Origin of the sequence: Promicromonospora sp. NPDC023805, assembly GCF_040639635.1 — a bacterium.
In the GTDB taxonomy this organism is placed as follows: Bacteria; Actinomycetota; Actinomycetes; order Actinomycetales; family Cellulomonadaceae; genus Promicromonospora.
In genome coordinates, this window is sequence record NZ_JBFAAH010000002.1 from 70,883 (window position 1) to 88,175 (window position 17,293).

Annotated in this window: 11 protein-coding genes; 7 read left to right on the top strand and 4 right to left on the bottom strand. The window is 71.8% G+C overall.

The features are described from left to right. Positions 1–37: 37 nt before the first annotated feature. Together AB0F70_RS03720 and AB0F70_RS03725 are read right to left on the bottom strand one after the other, a co-directional pair. Positions 38–2,773 carry a UvrD-helicase domain-containing protein gene (locus AB0F70_RS03720; protein ID WP_357443738.1) on the bottom strand — a complete coding sequence of 912 codons (2,736 nt, stop codon included), beginning with the start codon at positions 2,771–2,773 and terminating at the stop codon, positions 38–40. 49 nt (positions 2,774–2,822) lie between these two features. Continuing rightward, a complete protein-coding gene (locus AB0F70_RS03725) occupies positions 2,823–3,623 on the bottom strand; it encodes a class I SAM-dependent methyltransferase (RefSeq protein ID WP_357443740.1) in 801 nt (266 codons plus the stop codon). Between the two features lie 309 nt (positions 3,624–3,932). Here AB0F70_RS03725 and AB0F70_RS03730 point away from each other — a divergent pair, with 309 nt between their 5' ends. Both AB0F70_RS03730 and AB0F70_RS03735 read left to right on the top strand, forming a co-directional pair. Continuing rightward, a complete protein-coding gene (locus AB0F70_RS03730) occupies positions 3,933–5,183 on the top strand; it encodes an MFS transporter (RefSeq protein WP_357443742.1) in 1,251 nt (416 codons plus the stop codon). Further along, complete coding sequence (locus AB0F70_RS03735) at positions 5,180–6,208, top strand: hypothetical protein (protein ID WP_357443744.1); 1,029 nt, start codon at positions 5,180–5,182, stop codon at positions 6,206–6,208. Before AB0F70_RS03730 ends, AB0F70_RS03735 begins: the two co-directional genes overlap by 4 nt. 22 nt (positions 6,209–6,230) lie before the next feature. Here the strand turns inward: AB0F70_RS03735 and AB0F70_RS03740 are convergent, their stop codons facing one another. Together AB0F70_RS03740 and AB0F70_RS03745 are read right to left on the bottom strand one after the other, a co-directional pair. Next, complete coding sequence (locus AB0F70_RS03740; protein ID WP_357443746.1) at positions 6,231–6,974, bottom strand: hypothetical protein; 744 nt, start codon at positions 6,972–6,974, stop codon at positions 6,231–6,233. Positions 6,975–6,988: 14 nt separating this feature from the next. After that, positions 6,989–10,864, bottom strand: a complete 3,876-nt coding sequence (locus tag AB0F70_RS03745) for a DUF4082 domain-containing protein (RefSeq protein ID WP_357443748.1) — start codon at positions 10,862–10,864, stop codon at positions 6,989–6,991. A 324-nt stretch (positions 10,865–11,188) separates the two neighbouring features. On the opposite strand from AB0F70_RS03745, the gene lhgO reads away from it, so the two are divergent. The 5 genes from lhgO (at position 11,189) to AB0F70_RS03770 (ending at position 17,289) form a co-directional block, all read left to right on the top strand. Next, entirely contained in the window at positions 11,189–12,388 is a 1,200-nt protein-coding gene (gene lhgO, locus AB0F70_RS03750; protein WP_357443750.1) for an L-2-hydroxyglutarate oxidase, read from the top strand. Positions 12,389–12,637: 249 nt separating this feature from the next. Then, positions 12,638–13,861 carry a glycosyltransferase family 4 protein gene (locus tag AB0F70_RS03755; RefSeq protein WP_357443752.1) on the top strand — a complete coding sequence of 408 codons (1,224 nt, stop codon included), beginning with the start codon at positions 12,638–12,640 and terminating at the stop codon, positions 13,859–13,861. A 196-nt stretch (positions 13,862–14,057) separates the two neighbouring features. After that, complete coding sequence (locus AB0F70_RS03760; protein ID WP_357443754.1) at positions 14,058–15,122, top strand: Gfo/Idh/MocA family oxidoreductase; 1,065 nt, start codon at positions 14,058–14,060, stop codon at positions 15,120–15,122. After that, positions 15,119–16,150, top strand: coding sequence for an NAD-dependent epimerase/dehydratase family protein (locus tag AB0F70_RS03765; protein ID WP_357443756.1), 1,032 nt, complete (start codon positions 15,119–15,121; stop codon positions 16,148–16,150). Before AB0F70_RS03760 ends, AB0F70_RS03765 begins: the two co-directional genes overlap by 4 nt. Beyond that, positions 16,147–17,289, top strand: coding sequence for a DegT/DnrJ/EryC1/StrS family aminotransferase (locus AB0F70_RS03770; protein WP_357443758.1), 1,143 nt, complete (start codon positions 16,147–16,149; stop codon positions 17,287–17,289). Before AB0F70_RS03765 ends, AB0F70_RS03770 begins: the two co-directional genes overlap by 4 nt. Positions 17,290–17,293 lie beyond the last annotated feature (4 nt).

Consider the following 17,293-nt stretch of genomic DNA (forward strand, 5'->3'; position numbering starts at 1 on the left):
GTGCCCTCCAGGGGCGACGCCGGGCGCCCGGCGCCCGTCAGAGCTTGGTGACCGCCGTGTACTTCAGCGCGATGCGCTTGGTGCCGTTGCTGCCGAAGTCGATCTTGACCACCGCGTTCGCCTCGACGTCCACCACCGTGCCGAGCCCGTACGAGTCGTGCGTGACGCGGTCGCCGATCTCCAGGCTCGGGATGTCCTTCTGGACGTTGATCCCACCGAACCCGCCCTTCGCGCCCGCCTTCTTCTCCGGCGCGAACGGTTTGCTCTGTCCGTCGCCCGACGACGACGCAGCGCCGGTGCGCGGGGCCCCGGACCGGCCGGCGGACCACGTGGAGCCCGTACCCGCACCGCGCCCGCCCGAGCCGTAGCCGCCCGAGCCGTACCCGCCGCTCCAGCCGCCTCGCCCGTTGCGGATCGCAGCGGTGGACGACTCCCGGCGCCGCCAGTCCCACAGCTCCTCGGGGATCTCCTGCAGGAACCGGCTCTCCGGGAACTCGTTGGCCATGCCGAACGCGGCCCGCACCGAGGACCGCGTGATGTACAGGCGCTCGCGCGCCCGGGTGATCCCCACGTAGGCGAGCCGGCGCTCCTCGGCGAGCTCCGAGTCGTCGTGCAGCGAGCGCATGTGCGGGAACGTGCCGTCCTCCATGCCCGTGAGGAACACGACGGGAAACTCCAGGCCCTTGGCCGTGTGCAGGGTCATGAGGGTGATGACGCCCTGGTCCTTCTTGGGTGCCTCCTCCGCCGCGCCGTCCGCCACGTCTTCGTCGGGGATCTGGTCGCTGTCGGCGACCAGCGAGACCCGCTCCAGGAAGTCCGCCAGGGAGCCCTCGGGATCGGTCTCCCCGAAGTCGACGGCCACGGCGTGCAGCTCGGCCAGGTTCTCCACGCGGCCCTCGTCCTGCGGGTCCTCGCTCGCGCGCAGCTCCGCGAGGTAGCCGGTGCGGTCGAGCACCGCGCCCAGGACCTCCGCGGGCGGGGCGCCCTGCTCGACCAGCGCGCGCAGCTCCCGCATCATGTCGCGGAAGACGAGCAGCGGCTTGAGCGAGCGGTTGGTCATGCCGGGGATCTCGTCGGCACGCTCCAGGGCGGCGCCGAAGGAGATGCGCTCCCGGTCGGCGAACGACGCGACCAACGACTCAGCACGGTCACCGAGCCCGCGCTTCGGCACGTTGAGGATGCGGCGCAGGTTCACGTCGTCGTCCTCGTTGGCCAGTGCGCGCAGGTAGGCGACGGCGTCCTTCACCTCGCGGCGCTCGTAGAACCGAGTGCCGCCCACCACCTTGTACGGCAGGCCGACGCGGACCAGCACCTCCTCTAGCGCGCGCGACTGCGCGTTGGTGCGGTAGAAGATCGCGACGTCGCCCGGCCGCACGCCGTCGGAGTCACCGAGCTTGTCGATCTCGTCGGTGACGAACCGCGCTTCCTGGTGCTCGTCGTCGGCCACGTAGCCCACGATCTTGGCCCCGGCGCCCGAGTCGGTCCACAGGCGCTTGGGCGTGCGGCCGGCATTGCGGGAGATCACGGCGTTGGCCGCGCTCAGGATGTTCTGCGTGGAGCGGTAGTTCTGCTCCAGCAGGATCGTGGTCGCGTCCGGGTAGTCCTTCTCGAACTCGAGGATGTTGCGGATCGTGGCGCCGCGGAACGCGTAGATGGACTGGTCGGAGTCGCCGACGACGGTGAGCTCGGCCGGGTCCAGCCCTCCGTCGGTCGAGTCGGCGGACCCCTCGGTGCCGACCCCCGCCAGCTCGCGGACCAGCGTGTACTGCGCGTGGTTCGTGTCCTGGTACTCGTCGACCATGACGTGCCGGAACCGGCGGCGGTAGTGCTCCGCGACGTTCGGGAACGCCTGGAGCAGGTTCACCGTGGTCATGATGATGTCGTCGAAGTCCAGCGCGTTCGCCTGCGTGAGGCGCGCCTGGTAGCGCGTGTAGACGTCGGCCAGCACCTGGTCGAACTTGGGCGCCGTCGTGTTGCGCTCCTCCGCCGACTGGCCGCCCCACGGCCTGCGGATGGCACCCGACTCCGCCGCCGCCGCTGCCGCGAGCGCCTCCTCGGTGGCGTTCGCCCCGGTCTGCCGCGCGTAGGTCTCCGGGTCGATCAGCTCGTTCTTCAGGTCGCTGATCTTGTTCGACAGCCCGCGCGCCGGATACTTCTTCGGGTCGAGGTTGAGCTCGCGCGTCACCAGCGTGATGAGGCGCTGGCTGTCGGCGGCGTCGTAGATGCTGAAGCTCGACCGCAGGCCCAGCGTCGTCGCCTCGCGGCGCAGGATCCGCACGCACGCCGAGTGGAACGTGGAGACCCACATGCGGCCCGCTGCCGGGCCGACCAGGCCCGCGACGCGCTCCCGCATCTCGGCCGCCGCCTTGTTGGTGAAGGTGATCGCGAGGACCTCCCCCGCCCGCGCCCTGCCGGTGGCCAGCAGGTAGGCGATGCGGTGCGTCAGCACGCGCGTCTTGCCCGAGCCCGCGCCCGCGACGATGAGGAGCTGCCCGCCCTCGTGCACGACGGCGGCCCGCTGCTCCGGGTTGAGGCCGTCCAGCAGCGCCTCCGGGTCGAGGTGGGAGTAAGCGCCCCCGGCACGCGGCGCCTCGGACTCGTGCGGCAGGCCCGCCAGCCAGTCCGGCTCACTGGGCAGCGCTGCCTCGCCCGGGTCGCCTGCGCCCGCACCGTCGTCGTCCCACTGCGGCGCCGTGCTCGGCAGGCGCGACATGGTGCCTGGCGACGCGGGGTCGAGGCCGGGCAGGGAGAGGCTGTCGAAAAGGGAAGTCATCGCCCCTAAGCCTAGGCGGGCTCACCGACACTGCCGACGGGCCGCGCGGTCAGACCTTCTCCCAGACCGAGACCTGCTGGGTGCTCTCGTGCTCGAACGGGGCCCGGGACCAGTCCGCCCACCGGTGCTTGAGCCGCATACCCGCGATGCGGGCCATGAGATCCATCTCGGCGGGCCACGCGTACCGGAAGGGGACGACGCGGAACCGGCCGCCGTCGGGGGTCACCGTGACGTGGTTCGACGTGAAGAGCTGCGTCGCGACGTCGTACCGGTCGAAGCCGACGTACCCGCCCCCGTCGTCGGGCGCGACCGTGAACGGGACGGTGTCCTGGCCGGGCGGCATCCGCCGCAGGTCCGGGATGCCCACCTCGACGAGGAACAGCCCGCCGGGCCGCAGGTGCGCCGCGGCGTTGCGGAAGACGTCCACCTGCCCGTCCTGCGTGGTGACGTTCGCGATCGTGTTGAAGACCAGGTAGACCAGCGAGAACTCGCCCGGAGCCACGGCACCGTCGAACAGGGTAGAGGTCATGTCGCCGATCGTGACGTCGATCTGCTCGCCGCCCGGCTTGCCGCCGATGCGGGCGGCCATCGCCCTGCTCAGCTCGATGCCGCTCACCGGGACGCCGCGCGCGGCCAGCGGCACGGCGATCCGGCCGGTCCCTATCGCGAGCTCCAGCACCGGGCCGCCGTCGGCCAGGTCTGCCAGCACGTCGACCACCGGGTCTATCGCCTCGGGGGTGTTCGCGTCCTCCGGGTCGTCGTACCCGGCGGCCACGCTCTCGGGGAACAGGCCGTCGTTCGGGTCGTCGTCGGTCGTCGTGCTCGTGTCGTCGCGCGCCGTCTCGCTCACGGCATCGACGTTATGCCCGACGGCGGCGTCGGCTCACCTCTATTTCCGGCCCTGCGCGGCGCCGGGTGAGAAAACCCAGTTCACCCCTCCCCGACCCGACAGGGCAGGACACGCCGGCCGTAACCTGAACAGGCCTGCCCCACTCAGCCGCAACACGATCGCTGGAGCCCCATGTCTGGTCTCGTCAGTGCCGCACCGGCGGAGGCTGGCTCCCCGACCAGCACCTCCCACGGCCGACCGCGCAAGCGGTCGAGAGACGCACGCCGACGCGCCGGCCGGGTCCCGTCCACCGTGGTGACACTGGGCGTGGTGAGCTTCCTGACGGACGTCTCCTCTGAGGCCGTCATGGCGGTCCTGCCGCTGTACGTCACCGCGGCCCTCGGCATGTCGGTGATCGCGTACGGCGTGGTCGACGGGCTCGTCCAGGGCGCGGGTGCGCTCGTCCGGGTGGCGGGTGGCTGGGCCGCCGACCGCACCGACCGCCCCAAGTGGGTGGCGGCCGTTGGTTACGGCCTCTCGGCGCTGACCCGGGTAGGACTGTTGTTCGCTGCCGGCCTGCCCGCCATCGCGAGCCTCGTCGTGACGGACCGTATCGGCAAGGGCATCCGCACCGCCCCGCGGGACGCCCTGATCGCCGCCGCGGCGAACCCGCGCAACCTCGGACGCTCGTTCGGCGTGCACCGGGCGCTCGACACGGCGGGTGCCACGCTCGGGCCGCTGCTCGCGTTCGCGATCCTCTGGGCGATCCCGGACGGCTGGACGACGATCTTCGTCGTCTCGCTCGGCGCGGCGGTGCTCGGCGTCGGCGCCCTCGTCCTGCTCGTGCCGGACCTGCGGCCGCGCCAGGCGGCATGGCTCAGGACCCATCGCACGCGCGAGGACCGCGGGCTGCCCAAGTGCAAGGGGTGCACGTGCGACGCTGCCGGTGGCCTCGAGCTCGCCGGGCGGCCCTTCTCCTGGAGCTTCCTGCGCGGCGGCGCGACCGTACGGCTGCTGGTCGTCGCCGGGGTCCTCGGGCTGCTCACCGTCGGCGACGGGTTCATCTACCTCGCGCTGCAGGACCGCGACGGGTTCGCCACGCACTGGTTCCCGCTGCTCTACGTCGGGACGAACGCCACGTACATGCTGCTCGCCGCCCCGATCGGCCGCCTCGCCGACCGCGTCGGCAGGGCCCGGGTCCTGGTCTGGGGGCATGCCCTGCTGGCCGGCGCCTACGTCTGCGCGGCCGTCCCGTTCCCTGGAGCGGCCACCACCATCGCGGCCCTGGTGCTGCTCGGCACCTTCTACGCCATGACCGACGGCGTGCTTGCCGCGCTCACCAGTGCGCTCGTACCCACCGCCGTCCGGGCCACCGCGATCGGCACCGCGCAGACCGTCACCGCGGTCGTGCGCATGGTCGCGTCCGCCGGGTTCGGCGTGCTCTGGTACGCGTTCGGCAGCGTCGAGGCCCTGTGGATCGTGGCCGCCGCGCTGGTGGTCGCGGTTCCGGTGTGTGCGTACCTGGTGCGGGGCGGCCGCCTGGAGCGAGACGCCGACCTGGTCGAGGAGATCGCGGCATGACCGACAGGCCGGCCGGCCGCAGCCGGGCCGCGTTCGCCGTGCTGGTCCTCGTGGTGCTGACCGGCACCACCTGGTACGCCGCAGCGGAGCTCCAGCGCGCGCGGGCGGAGCAGAACGCGCCGACCCGGGTCGAGGTGACCGAGGACGTGCTGGACGGTCCCCACGTCCTGTTCCGCGGTACGGCCCCTGGCGAGCTCTACGGCAGGGTCGCCGCGGTCGCCCTGGACGACCTGTCCGGCCCGCGCGAGGTCACGCCCGTCGTGTGCGACCGGGTGTCGTCCCAGGGCGCGACGACGGTCTGCCTGCGCACGCGCCGCGGCGTCGTCACCACCTACGAGGCGGACGTGCTCGACGCCGAGTGGCGCACGACGGCCACCTGGTCGCTGCCCGGCATCCCCAGCCGGACCCAGCTCTCGCCGGACGGTCTCGTGGCCACCACCGCCTTCGTGACCGGCCACTCCTACTCCCAGGCGGGCTTCTCCACTGAGACGATGGTGCGCGACCTCGACGGCGCGAAGGTGTCCGGCAACCTCGAGGACTTCACCCTGGTGGCCGACGGCGAGCGCGTGGCCCCGGTCGACCGGAACGTGTGGGGCGTGACCTTCGTGGACGACCGCTACTTCTACGCCACGGTCCGGTCGCGGTCCCTCGACCGCACCTGGCTCGTGCGCGGTGACCTCACCGAGCGCACCCTCGTCACAGTGCTCGACGACGTGGAGTGCCCCTCGCTGTCCCCGGACGGGTCCCGGCTGGCCTTCAAGCGCGACGTCGCGGCGGACGGTGCGGCGACCCAGCACTGGACGCCCGCCGTGCTCGACCTGGCCACCCTCGAGGTCACGGTGCTCGACGCCGAGCAGCGGACCGTGGACGACCAGATGACCTGGCTCGACGACACGACGCTCCTCTACGGGCTGCCCCGCGCCGACGAGCCGGGGACCACCGACGTCTGGTCCCTGGCCGTCGACGGGACGAGCAAGCCCGCCGTGGCGATCCCGCAGGCCTGGTCCCCGAGCGTCGTGGGGTGACGACGGGCCTGCTGAGACGGGCCTACTTGGCGGACAGCGCCGCGAAGACGGTGACGTCGCAACCGGAGCGGGTCCGTGAGGCGCCCACCTGTACCGTGCCGTCGGCACGGGCGAGATCGACGGTGGTGCGGCCCGGACGTGCGGTGGTGCCCGTCTCGGTGAAGCCGCCGGACGTGAACCAGCTGCGGTAGTCGAGCACCACGGCGTCGCAGGCGCCGTCCACCGTCGCGTCGAGCGTCACCTGGTAGCGGCCGTCCGTCCCGGTCACCGAGCTGGACGCCACAGCAGTGTCCGCGGGTACGAGGACGACGTCGTCGGGGAAGCCCGCCACGAGTCCCTCCGCTGTGCCGGTCCGCTGGTCGCGGGTCAGCCGGCCGGCCGCGGGGGCCGTCGAGTCGCCGAGGTCGTCGCCGCTCGACCGGACGGGCGCAGGTGGGGCGAGCTCGCTGCCCTCGGCCCCGCTCTGCCCGCCGCTGCGCCCGTCCGGCGCCTTGTCCTTGCCGTCAGTCTTCGCCCCGTTCGCGCCGGGGGCCTTCGGCTTCCCGTCCGCGCCGGCGGTAGCGCCGTCCGCACCGTCAGGCGTGGGGACGGGCGTGGCGTCCCCGGTGGGGACGGCCGTGCCGGTACCCGACGCCGAGGTGGGTCCGGCGTCCGGTCCCGGATCCTGCGATGCGGTGCACGAGGACAGCACCAGGGCGGCGGCCAGCAGGGGTGCGGCGAGGCGCCCCCTGCCGGCCGCGGCGGCGAACTTTCTACTGCGGCTCATGTCATGTGTCCTGGTCACTGGTCGGTGAACACCGGCTCGACCCAGTACCCGGTGCCCTGCCACGAGTACTGCGGGAAACCGCCGCCATAGACGTAGCGACCGGCGTCCGCCGGCGTCGTCAGCGGGCCGATGGTGCGCGGCTGCGCGAAGTACCCCGGGCCGGCCGCGTAGCCGCCCTGCGGCGCGAGATAGGACACGACGTAGGTGGTGCCTGCCGTGATGGCCACCGGATCGGGCAGCGGGACCGTCTGCCAGCCCTCGCCCCCGCCCGATGGTGCCTCAGTGGTGGCCAGCGGCGCGCCGTTGGCCGACCACAACGTCACCGTGTGCGGCCCGGGGTTGTTCGGACCCCGGTAGAAGCGAACCGCTCCGACCACGCCGCTGCGGGCCGCGGAGAACTCCGTGCCGAGCTCGACGGCCGCGCCGTCGTCCGCCGAGGCCACCGGCGGCACGTCACCGCCGAAGATCAGGCACGGGCACGCGCCGGCGGCCGCCTGTGTGGTGAACGACCACGTGACGGGCGCGATCGTGGCACCGTCGGTGGTGGTGCCCGCGAACCGGGCCGTGTACGTGGTGCCGGCCAGGAGGTTCGCCGTGGGGTCAAGGGTCGCCGTCGTGCCGCTGACGGCGAGGCTGCCAGGTACGGCCTGGCTGCCGGGTCCGGTCAGCGTCAGCGTGGCGCCTGCCGCGAGCGGTCGTGAGGCAGTGACCGAGACGTTGGTGCTCGCCTGCACGTCGACCGCGCCGGCGGCCGGCGTCCGCGAGACGACGGTGGGGGCGACGGGAGCCGGCGTGAACGCCACGTCCACGAGGTAGCTCGAGGAGGTCGCGGTCGTCGGGCGGCCCGAGCCGTAGAGGTACACCCCGGCGTTCTGCGGCGTGTTCAGGTCCCCGACCGTCCGGGGGGCGGCGAGCGCACCGAGGGTCGCCGGGTAGCGGCCGGTCGGCGCACGGTAGCCCACCGTGTACTCCTGCCCGGCGGCCACCGCCACGGGGGTGTCGAACTCGACGTCCTGCCAGCCCCGCGTGACGGGGTGCGTGACGGTCGCCTGGGCGACGAGCTGCCCGTTCTCGGTCCACAGGGAGGCCACGAACGGCCCCTGGATCTCGGCCGACTTCCAGAACTGCATCCCGGAGACATGGCCCGCCAGGCGCGGCGAGAAGCGCATGCCGAGCACGACGGCGCCCGGGTCGGCAGCGGCCGCGACGTCCGGCACCGTCGTCTCGTCGTACATGCCGCACGGGCACGTCGCGGACGGCGGGCGGACGGTCCGGAAGCTCCAGGTTCCGCCGTCGGACAGCTGTGTTCCCTCGGCGGACCGGGCGGTGACCACAGCGGTGTGCTGGGCAAACCCGGCCAGCGGCGCGGACGGCGTGAAGGTGGCCGTCCGCGTGGGGCCGTCGTAGGAGACGCTGCCCGCCACGGCGTTGCCCGCCTCGTCGGTCACCGTGAAGCCGATGGTCGACAGGACTGCGGGCTTCGAGAACGTGATGCGCAGCCGGCCGTCCAGGGGCACGCTGACCTCACCGGCGACAGGAGCGTGCGCGATGGCGACCAGCGGGGAGTCGTCGACGAACGTGAACACGGGGTCCACGTAGTAGGCGGCGTTGTTCCAGGACTGGGTGGGTACGGTTCCGGCCGTGCCGTACACGCCGGCCGGGGTGGCGCCGAACCCGCCCTGGACGGTGAGCGGTCCTGCGGCGCGCCCCTGGGACTGGAACGCCCAGGGCGTGGCGGTGTAGCCGCCGGACGGCGCGGTGTAGGACACCACGTACGTCTCCCCCGCGACGACGGGCACCGGGCGGACGAACGTCGCCTTCTGCCACCCGGTCGCCGACTCGCCGGTGAACTCCACGGCGGCCAGCGGCTCGCCGGCCGCGCTCCACAGCGTCCCGCGGTGCACGCCGGTGTTCGCAGCGCCCTTGTAGAACCGGACGCCGCTGACGTAGCCGTCGGCCGCCGCCACGAACCGCATGCCCAGCTCGACCGGCGACGAGTCGTCGGCCGGGGCGTTCGCCGGGGGCGCGGTGCCGAACACCGTGCACGGGCAGGTCACCTGGACGCCCAGGGACGCGGCGGCGCCGATGTTCGCGGAGTCGTCGACCGCACGGGCGCGGATCCCGACGGCTCCCGAGCCGAAGATCTGCCCGGTGTACGTCCAGCTCGCGCGGCCCGTGGCGGGGTGCCAGGTCTGCCCGCCGTCGAGCGACACCTCCACGCCGGCCACCCGGCCGGCGGCGTCGGCGGCCGTACCGGTGACGGTGACGCTCGACCCGCCGGCGAACGACTGCTGCGCGGCCGGGCCCTGGATCTGGGTGGTCGGCCCGGCGGTGTCCGTCGTCCGCGTCGCCGCGGCGATGCCGGACGCGCGGGAGCCCGGCTGGACGCCCATGTCCGCGAACAGGTTCACCGTCGCCTGGCGCATCCGGGAGTCCGCGGGGGCGCCGTCGCCGTCGTGCTGCTGGTCCAGGCCCCAGGTCCACTGCACCGTGCCGGCAGAGAACACCAGCGCACCGCTCGCGGCCTTGTACATCGTGATCGTGTGCGTGGTCACACCGGGCGCCACCGCGTTGCCGAAGTCCTGCAGATACTCGGGTACGTCGCCCACCGTCTTCGACATTCGGATCAGACCCGCGGGCCGGAAGCCGTTGTCGAGGTCCTCGTTCGACTCGTACCCGACCGTATGCTGCGCCAGCGCCTGAGAGGTCCCGGCGGGAAGGGAGGCCAGCGTCGTGTTCCGCCAGATCCTCATCTTCCCCTCCTCTGCCGGGACGGTGACGGGCAGGTCCGAGTAGTTGGTCGTGTACAGGGTGCCGATGAGGCCGTTCTCGGGGCGGCCTGCCCCGGCGGCCTTGCTCGCATACCGGGGGTCCCGCCACGTCCCGGTCCACTCGGTGGAGGGGTCGATCTTGGCGCTGCCCCAGGTCTCCTTGTACGACACGAGGGTGCGGCGGTCGGCCGCCGGGCCCGCCACGGACGGTTCCCAGCGCGTGCGCCAGTAGACCTCATTGCCAGCGAAGAAGCCGAGGTGCACCCCGGCGTCGCGGGCCTGCTCGACGGCGGCCCGCTGCGGGCCGGACCAGTACTCGTCGTGCCCGACAGACAGGAACGCGTCGTGGTTCAGCAGCCGAGACCCGTCGCGGTCGGTGTCTGCCCCCGCGATGTAGGTGACGTCGTAGCCGTTCTGCTCCAGGAATCGGACCATCGCGTACTCGGCACTGAAGTAGAAGTCGCGGCCCTGCGCCAGCCCGCGGGTGTTGAACGGACGGTTGTAGCTCAGCTTGTAGGCCCGCCCGTTGGCGCCGCCCTGGTAGAAGCTGGAGCCGCCGTAGGTGTTGTAGGCCTGCCAGGTCGTGTCCGCCGTCTGGAAGACCATGTCGGCGGTGGAGCCGTCGTCGCGCACGACGAATGTGATGTGGCTCTGACCGCCGGTGTCCGTCCGGGTCAGGAGCGCCACGTAGACGCCGGACACGGCAGTGGTCGGGACGTCCCATCCCGCCGACACCGCCCAGCTCCCGCAGTCGACCAGCTCGACGGGCTCGGACCAGGCGCACTCGGGCTGCGTCTGCGGCAGCGTCACGCTCGGCGTGACCGTTGCGATCTTGCGCGCGCCCAGCCCCTGGTACCAGCCCGTGCGGTAGATGTCGATCGTGTACGCCCGGGCGGTCGTCTTGATCTTGAACGAGGCGCGGGTGCCCGTGTCGACGCTCATCTGGGTGGCGAACCCCTGGATGCTGGGGTCGCCCGCACCCTCGATGTCCCAGACCTCCGGAGAGGTGCCCGCCTTCTGGTTCTCGCACACGACCGGGTTGTTCAAGAGATCGCACAGGGCGGCCTCAGCAGGGGTCGCGGGGACCGTAGCCAGCAGACCCGATGAAAGGGCGAGCACGGCTATGGCGAAGACCGCCGGAACACGAAGTACGCGGCGGGAGCGGAACGATGAACGTGCGTCGGAGTAGCCCACACTCGTCACTGTAGGAGCGCCCACAGCGGGCAGCAGCGCGGGCGGGGCTTCCTCACCCTCGCTTCACCCGTTAGCACTTAAATGCAAGATCAAGTATGCGCGGACAGGAGCGGATGAAATATCGAGGGCGCTCTTTCTCGCCCTTTTCGCCGGACCCAGGTTCGCCTCGATCGGATCCATACTGTGCAGGGCTGGTGCCGGGGCACACCGACGGACCGAAGCGCTGCTCCCACCGACACGGAGGTAGTCATGGAAGACCTGGTCGTCATCGGTGCCGGCATCGTCGGCCTCGCCACGGCGCGCGAGGTGCTCCGGCGCCGTCCGGGAGCAGCCGTCCTCGTCCTGGAGAAGGCCGACGACATCGCGAGCGCGCAGACCGGCCACAACTCCGGCGTCATCCATGCCGGGCTCTACTACGCGCCCGGCTCGCTCAAGGCCAGGCTGTGTCGGGCCGGGCAGCGGGCCACCAAGGAGTTCTGCGACGAGCACGCCATTGCGTACAAGACCCTCGGCAAGCTCGTCGTGGCGACCGACGAGGTAGAGGTCGACCGGATGGAGCGGCTGGCCGTGCGCGGCGCCGAGAACGGGATCGAGCTCGAGCGCATCGACGGCGGCCGGCTCGCGGAGATGGAACCCAACGTCCGTGGGCAGGCCGCACTGCTGTCCCCAGCCACCGGTGTCGTCGACTTCCGCGAGGTCGCCCGGGCGATGGCCCGGGACATCGCCGAGCTGGGCGGACGGGTGATCACCCGGTCGCAGGCCCGCTCGATCCGTGAGCTCACGGGCCCTTCGGGCGAGGTGGTCATCGGCTCCGACACCGGCGAGTACCGCACACGGAAGCTCGTCGCGTGCGCCGGCCTTCAGGCCGACAGGATCGCGGCCATGGGCGGGCTCGCCGTGGATTTCCAGGTCATCCCGTTCCGCGGGGAGTACTACCAGCTACCGCACGACCGTTCCGACGTCGTGCAACGGCTCATCTACCCGGTCCCTGACCCCGGCCTGCCCTTCCTCGGCGTCCACCTGAGCCCGACGATCGACGGCAGGATCACCGTCGGCCCCAACGCAGTGCTGGGCTTCTCACGCGAGCGTCATCCCCGCGGTTCTGTCACGGCCCGCGACGTGGCGGAGTACCTGACGTTCCCAGGCATGTGGCGGTTCGCGAGGTCGAACATCCGGACCGGGGTGGACGAGATGCGCAGCTCGCTCTTCCCGCAGGGCTACCTCGAGCTCGTCCGTAAGTACTGCCCCGGACTCCGCCTCGAGGACCTGCGCCCCTACCCCGCCGGTATCCGGGCGCAGGCCATCATGCGGGACGGCACCTCGGTCGAGGACTTCTTGATCCGTTCGACGGAGCGTCAGCTGCACGTGTGCAACGCGCCGTCGCCGGCCGCCACGTCTGCGATCCCCATCGCCGGTCTCATCGCTGACAAGTTCGCGACCGCTGCCTGAGCAGCTCTCGGGACCGCTGCACGAAATGGCTGCGGTGGTCGCCCACGCCGAACGAGGTCAAGGGCCGGATGAAATATCGAGGACGCTTTTCCGGCCGACACGGGCAGGGCGGAAGAAAATGCAATCCGAGCAGCGGATGAGATTCCGGGTGATCTTTTCCCAAAAACCCGTCCGTGACCTGCGGGTGAATACCCCTGTTCACCCGCTCCACGGGTTTCTGCAATGTGTCGGGGACGTAAGACTTCCCTCATGCATTCCGCCGCTCCACACGTTCTGGTGATCATCCAGAACCTGCCGTTCCGGCTCGACCGCAGAGTGCGGTCCGAGTGCCGCGCCCTGACGGACGCCGGCTACCGGGTGAGCGTCATCTGCCCGCAGGAGAACCCGGGCGAACCCGCCCGGTTCCAGATCGACGAGACCACCGTCCACCCCTATGCGCCCCCGCCGGACTCGCACGGGCTCGCGGGCTACGTGCGCGAGTTCGTCGTCTCCTGGTGGCGCACCGCGCGCGCGTCGGTACGCGTGCACCGGGACGCACCGTTCCAGGTCATCCAGGCGTGCAACCCGCCGGACACCTACTGGCTGCTCGCGCTGCTCTGGCGCCTGCGGCGCGGGGTGCGGTTCGTCTACGACCAGCACGACCTGTGCCCCGAGGTGTACATCGCGAAGTTCGGCCGCCGGGGCCTGCTGTACCGCGCCCTGCTGCTGCTGGAGCGCGCCACGTATCGCAGCGCGGACCATGTCATCTCGACCAACGGCTCCTACCAGGCGATCGCGCAGGGCCGTGGCCGGGTCGACCCGCTGCGCAGCTCCGTCGTGATGAGCACCCCCGACGCCGACCTGATGCGGCGCGGCGAGCTGGAGCCGGGAGCGCGTGACCAGGCAAAGCACCTCGTGGCCTACGTCGGGATCATGGGTTCGCAGGACGGCGTCGACCGGTTGCTGGCCGCCGTCGACCACGTGGTGCACCAGCGCCACCGGACCGACGTGCGCTTCGCGCTCCTCGGGTTCGGGGACGCCCTGGCGGACCTGCGCACCGACTGCACGCGGCGCGGCCTGGACCCCTGGGTGCACTTCACCGGACGGGTGGATCACGTGGCGATCGGCCGCTGGCTGTCGAGCGCCGACCTGGGGGTCACACCCGACCCGCCCAGCGAGTTCAACGACCGCTCCACCATGAACAAGACCCTCGAGTACATGGCGCACGAGCTGCCGGTCGTGGCGTCGGACCTGACCGAGACCCGCAACAGTGCGGGCGAGGCCGCGGCGTACGTCGCCGGCACCGACCCGGCGGCCCTCGGCGACATGATCCTCGAGATCCTCGACGACCCGGGGCGCGCTCGCGCCATGGGCGCGATCGGCCGCGCGCGGATCGAGGGCGAGCTGTCCTGGCGCCGGCAGGCCGCCACCTACGTGGGGGTGTTCGACGGCCTGACCGGTCGCACCGCGACACCCGCCGCGGCACACGCGTAAAAAACCCGTCGGCCGCATTTCATCCTGCCTTTTTCTTTCACCCCCGGGTGAAAGACACCTGCGGGTGAATAAAGCACGTCCACAGGGTGATTTCGAATCACACCGGCCGGTACGGCACAGGGCCGGGACGTACATTGATCGGAGCCAGGCACTTGATTGTCCGGGCCGATCCGAGCTGAAACCGGAAGAAGGCAGCATGGACCACAAGACCTTGCGGGCGGCCGTCGTGGGCGCCGGCTACTGGGGCCCCAACCTGGCACGCAACTTCGCGGCGTCGGACCGCTGGGAGCTCGCCGCGGTGTGCGACCTCGACGCCGACCGTGCCGGTCGCGTCGCGAGCGCGCACGGCGGGGCTGACGTCGAGACGTCCCTGGCCGCACTGCTCGCGCGGGACGACATCGACGCGGTGGCCATCGCCACCCCTGCCGGAACGCATCACGCGATAGCCATGGCCGCGCTGCGGGCGGGCAAGCACGTGGTCGTCGAGAAGCCGATCGCCGACAGCGCCTCCGCAGCGGACGAGATGGTCGCTGAAGCCCACACACGGAACCTGGTCCTCATGACGGACCACACGTTCTGCTACACGCCGGCGGTGCGCAAGATCCGCGACCTCATAGCGGTCGGAGAGCTGGGCGACATCCTGTACATCGACTCGGTGCGGATCAACCTTGGCCTGGTCCAGCCCGACGTCGACGTGTTCTGGGACCTGGCCCCGCACGACCTGTCGATCGTCGACTTCGTGCTGCCCGGCGGGCTGCGGCCCGTGTCGGTGGCCGCGCACGGCGGCGACCCGCTCGGCACCGGCAAGGCCTGCATGGGATATCTCTTCCTGCCGCTGGCCAGCGGCGCCGTGGTCAACGTGCACGTCAACTGGCTCAGCCCCACCAAGATCCGGCGGATCACGATCGGCGGGTCCCGGCGGACCCTCGTCTGGGACGACCTCAACCCGCAGCAGCGGCTCAGCGTCTACGACCGGGGCGTCAACTACGAGCAGATCGCCGCCGACGGCGAGGAGCGCCGGGCGGCCACTGTCTCGTACCGCCTGGGCGACACCTGGTCACCTGCGCTGCCCGAGCAGGAGGCGCTCGGCCTGATGGTCGCCGAGCTGGCCGACGCGATCACGCAGGCGCGGGCGCCGCTCACCGACGGCCGCGCCGGGCGCCGGGTCCTCGGCGTTCTCGAGGCAGCCTCGGCGAGCCTCGCTTCCGGCGGCACCGCCGTCATCCCCGATCCCCACCGAGAACTGGAGCTCTCCGCATGAGCACACTGCAGGGCGCCGATGTCCTCGTCACGGGAGGCGCCGGGACCATCGGGTCGACCCTCGTCGACCAGCTCCTCGACGCGGGCGCCGCTCACGTCGACGTACTGGACAACCTGGTTCGTGGCCGGCGCGCCAACCTCGACGACGCGCTCGCCGACGGGCGGGTCACCCTCGTCGAGGGCGACATCCGCGACCGGGACCTGGTGCACGACCTCACCCGCGGCAAGGACCTGGTGTTCCACCAGGCCGCGATCCGCATCACCCAGTGCGCCGAGGAGCCCCGGCTGGCCCTCGAGGTGCTCGTCGACGGCACGTTCAACGTGGTCGAGGCCGCGGCCGAGCATCACGTGAGCAAGCTCGTCGTGGCGTCGAGCGCGTCGGTGTACGGCCTCGCCGAGGAGTTCCCCACCGCGGAGCGGCACCACCATCACGACAACGACACGATCTACGGCGCTGCCAAGACGTTCAACGAAGGCCTGGCCAGGTCGTTCCGTGCGATGAGCGGCCTCGACTACGTGACGCTGCGCTACTTCAACGTGTACGGCCCCCGCATGGACGTGCACGGCCTGTACACCGAGGTGCTGGTGCGCTGGATGGAGCGGATAGCCGACGGGCGCCCACCCCTGATCTTCGGGGACGGCCTGCAGACGATGGACTTCGTCTGTACGCCGGACATCGCCCGGGCGAACGTGCTCGCCGCGGCCAGCGACGTCGCCGAGGGCGTGTACAACATCGCCAGCGGCACGGAGACGAGCCTGCTGGAGCTGGCCCAGGCCCTGCTGCGGGTCATGGGGTCCGACCTACCCGTGGAGCACGGCCCGGAGCGGGCCGTCAACGGCGTGGTGCGGCGCCTGGCGGACACGACGGCGGCACGCGACGACCTGGGCTTCGAGGCGACGATCGGGCTGGAAGAGGGCCTGCGGCTGCTCGTCGACTGGTGGCGTCCGTTGCGCGAGGAGATCGCCGCCGGGCGGTCCCTGCCCGAAGCGCCGGCCCTGGCCGCCGGCGCGGTCGGGGGTGCGTCATGACCGCCGTCACGCCGTCGCGCATCAACGTCATGCAGCCATGGCTCGGGGCCGAGGAGGTCGCGGCGGTCACCGAGGTGATCGAGTCGGGCTGGGTGGCACAGGGGCCGCGCGTCGCCGCGTTCGAGGCCGCGTTCGCGAGCGCGATGGACATCCCGTTCGCCGTCGCGACGTCGAACTGCACCACGGCGCTGCACCTGGCCCTGGTCGTCGCGGGCATCGGCGAGGGGGACGACGTGGTGGTGCCGTCCTTCTCGTTCGTCGCCACGGCGAACGCCCCGACCTACGTCGGGGCCCGGCCGGTGTTCGCCGACGTGGATGTCACGACGGGCAACGTCACCGCGGAGACGATAGCTGCGGCGCTCACGCCCGCGACGCGCGCGGTGATCGCGGTGGACCAGGCCGGTGTACCGGTCGACCTCGCCCCGATCCGCGCGCTGTGCGACCCGCTCGGGATCGTCGTGATCGAGGACGCCGCGTGCGGCGCCGGCTCCACCTACGGTGGCCGTCCGGTGGGGGCAGGTGCCGAGATCACCGCCTGGTCCTTCCACCCGCGCAAGATCCTCACCACCGGCGAGGGCGGGATGCTGACCACGAGCCGCCCCGAGTGGGCCGACCGGGCCCGGCGCCTGCGCGAGCACGCGATGAGCGTCTCCGCGGCGGACCGGCATGGCTCCCTCGTCTCCCCGCCCGAGGAGTACGCGGAGGTCGGGTTCAACTTCCGGATGACCGACCTGCAGGCCGCCGTCGGCCTGGTGCAGCTCGGCCGCCTCCCCGCGATCGTCGCTCGACGGCGCGAGATCGCCGGCACCTACCGCGAGCGGTTGTCGGACGTGTACGGGATCCGGCTCGTCGGCGACCCCTCCTGGGGCACCAGCAACGTGCAGTCGTTCTGGCTCGAGGTGCTGCCCGCGTACGGGACGGACCGCGAGGGCCTGCTGCTGGCGCTCGCCTCGGCGGGCGTCTCCGCGCGGCGCGGCATCATGGCCGCCCACCTGCAGCCCGCGCACGCGGGGCGGGAGCACGCTCCGTTGCCGGTGACCGAGCGGCTCACGGCCGGCACCCTGATCCTGCCCGTGTTCCACCAGATGACGGACTCCGACGTGGACCGCGTGGTCGACGTCGTGCGCCGGGCCGGGTGATCGC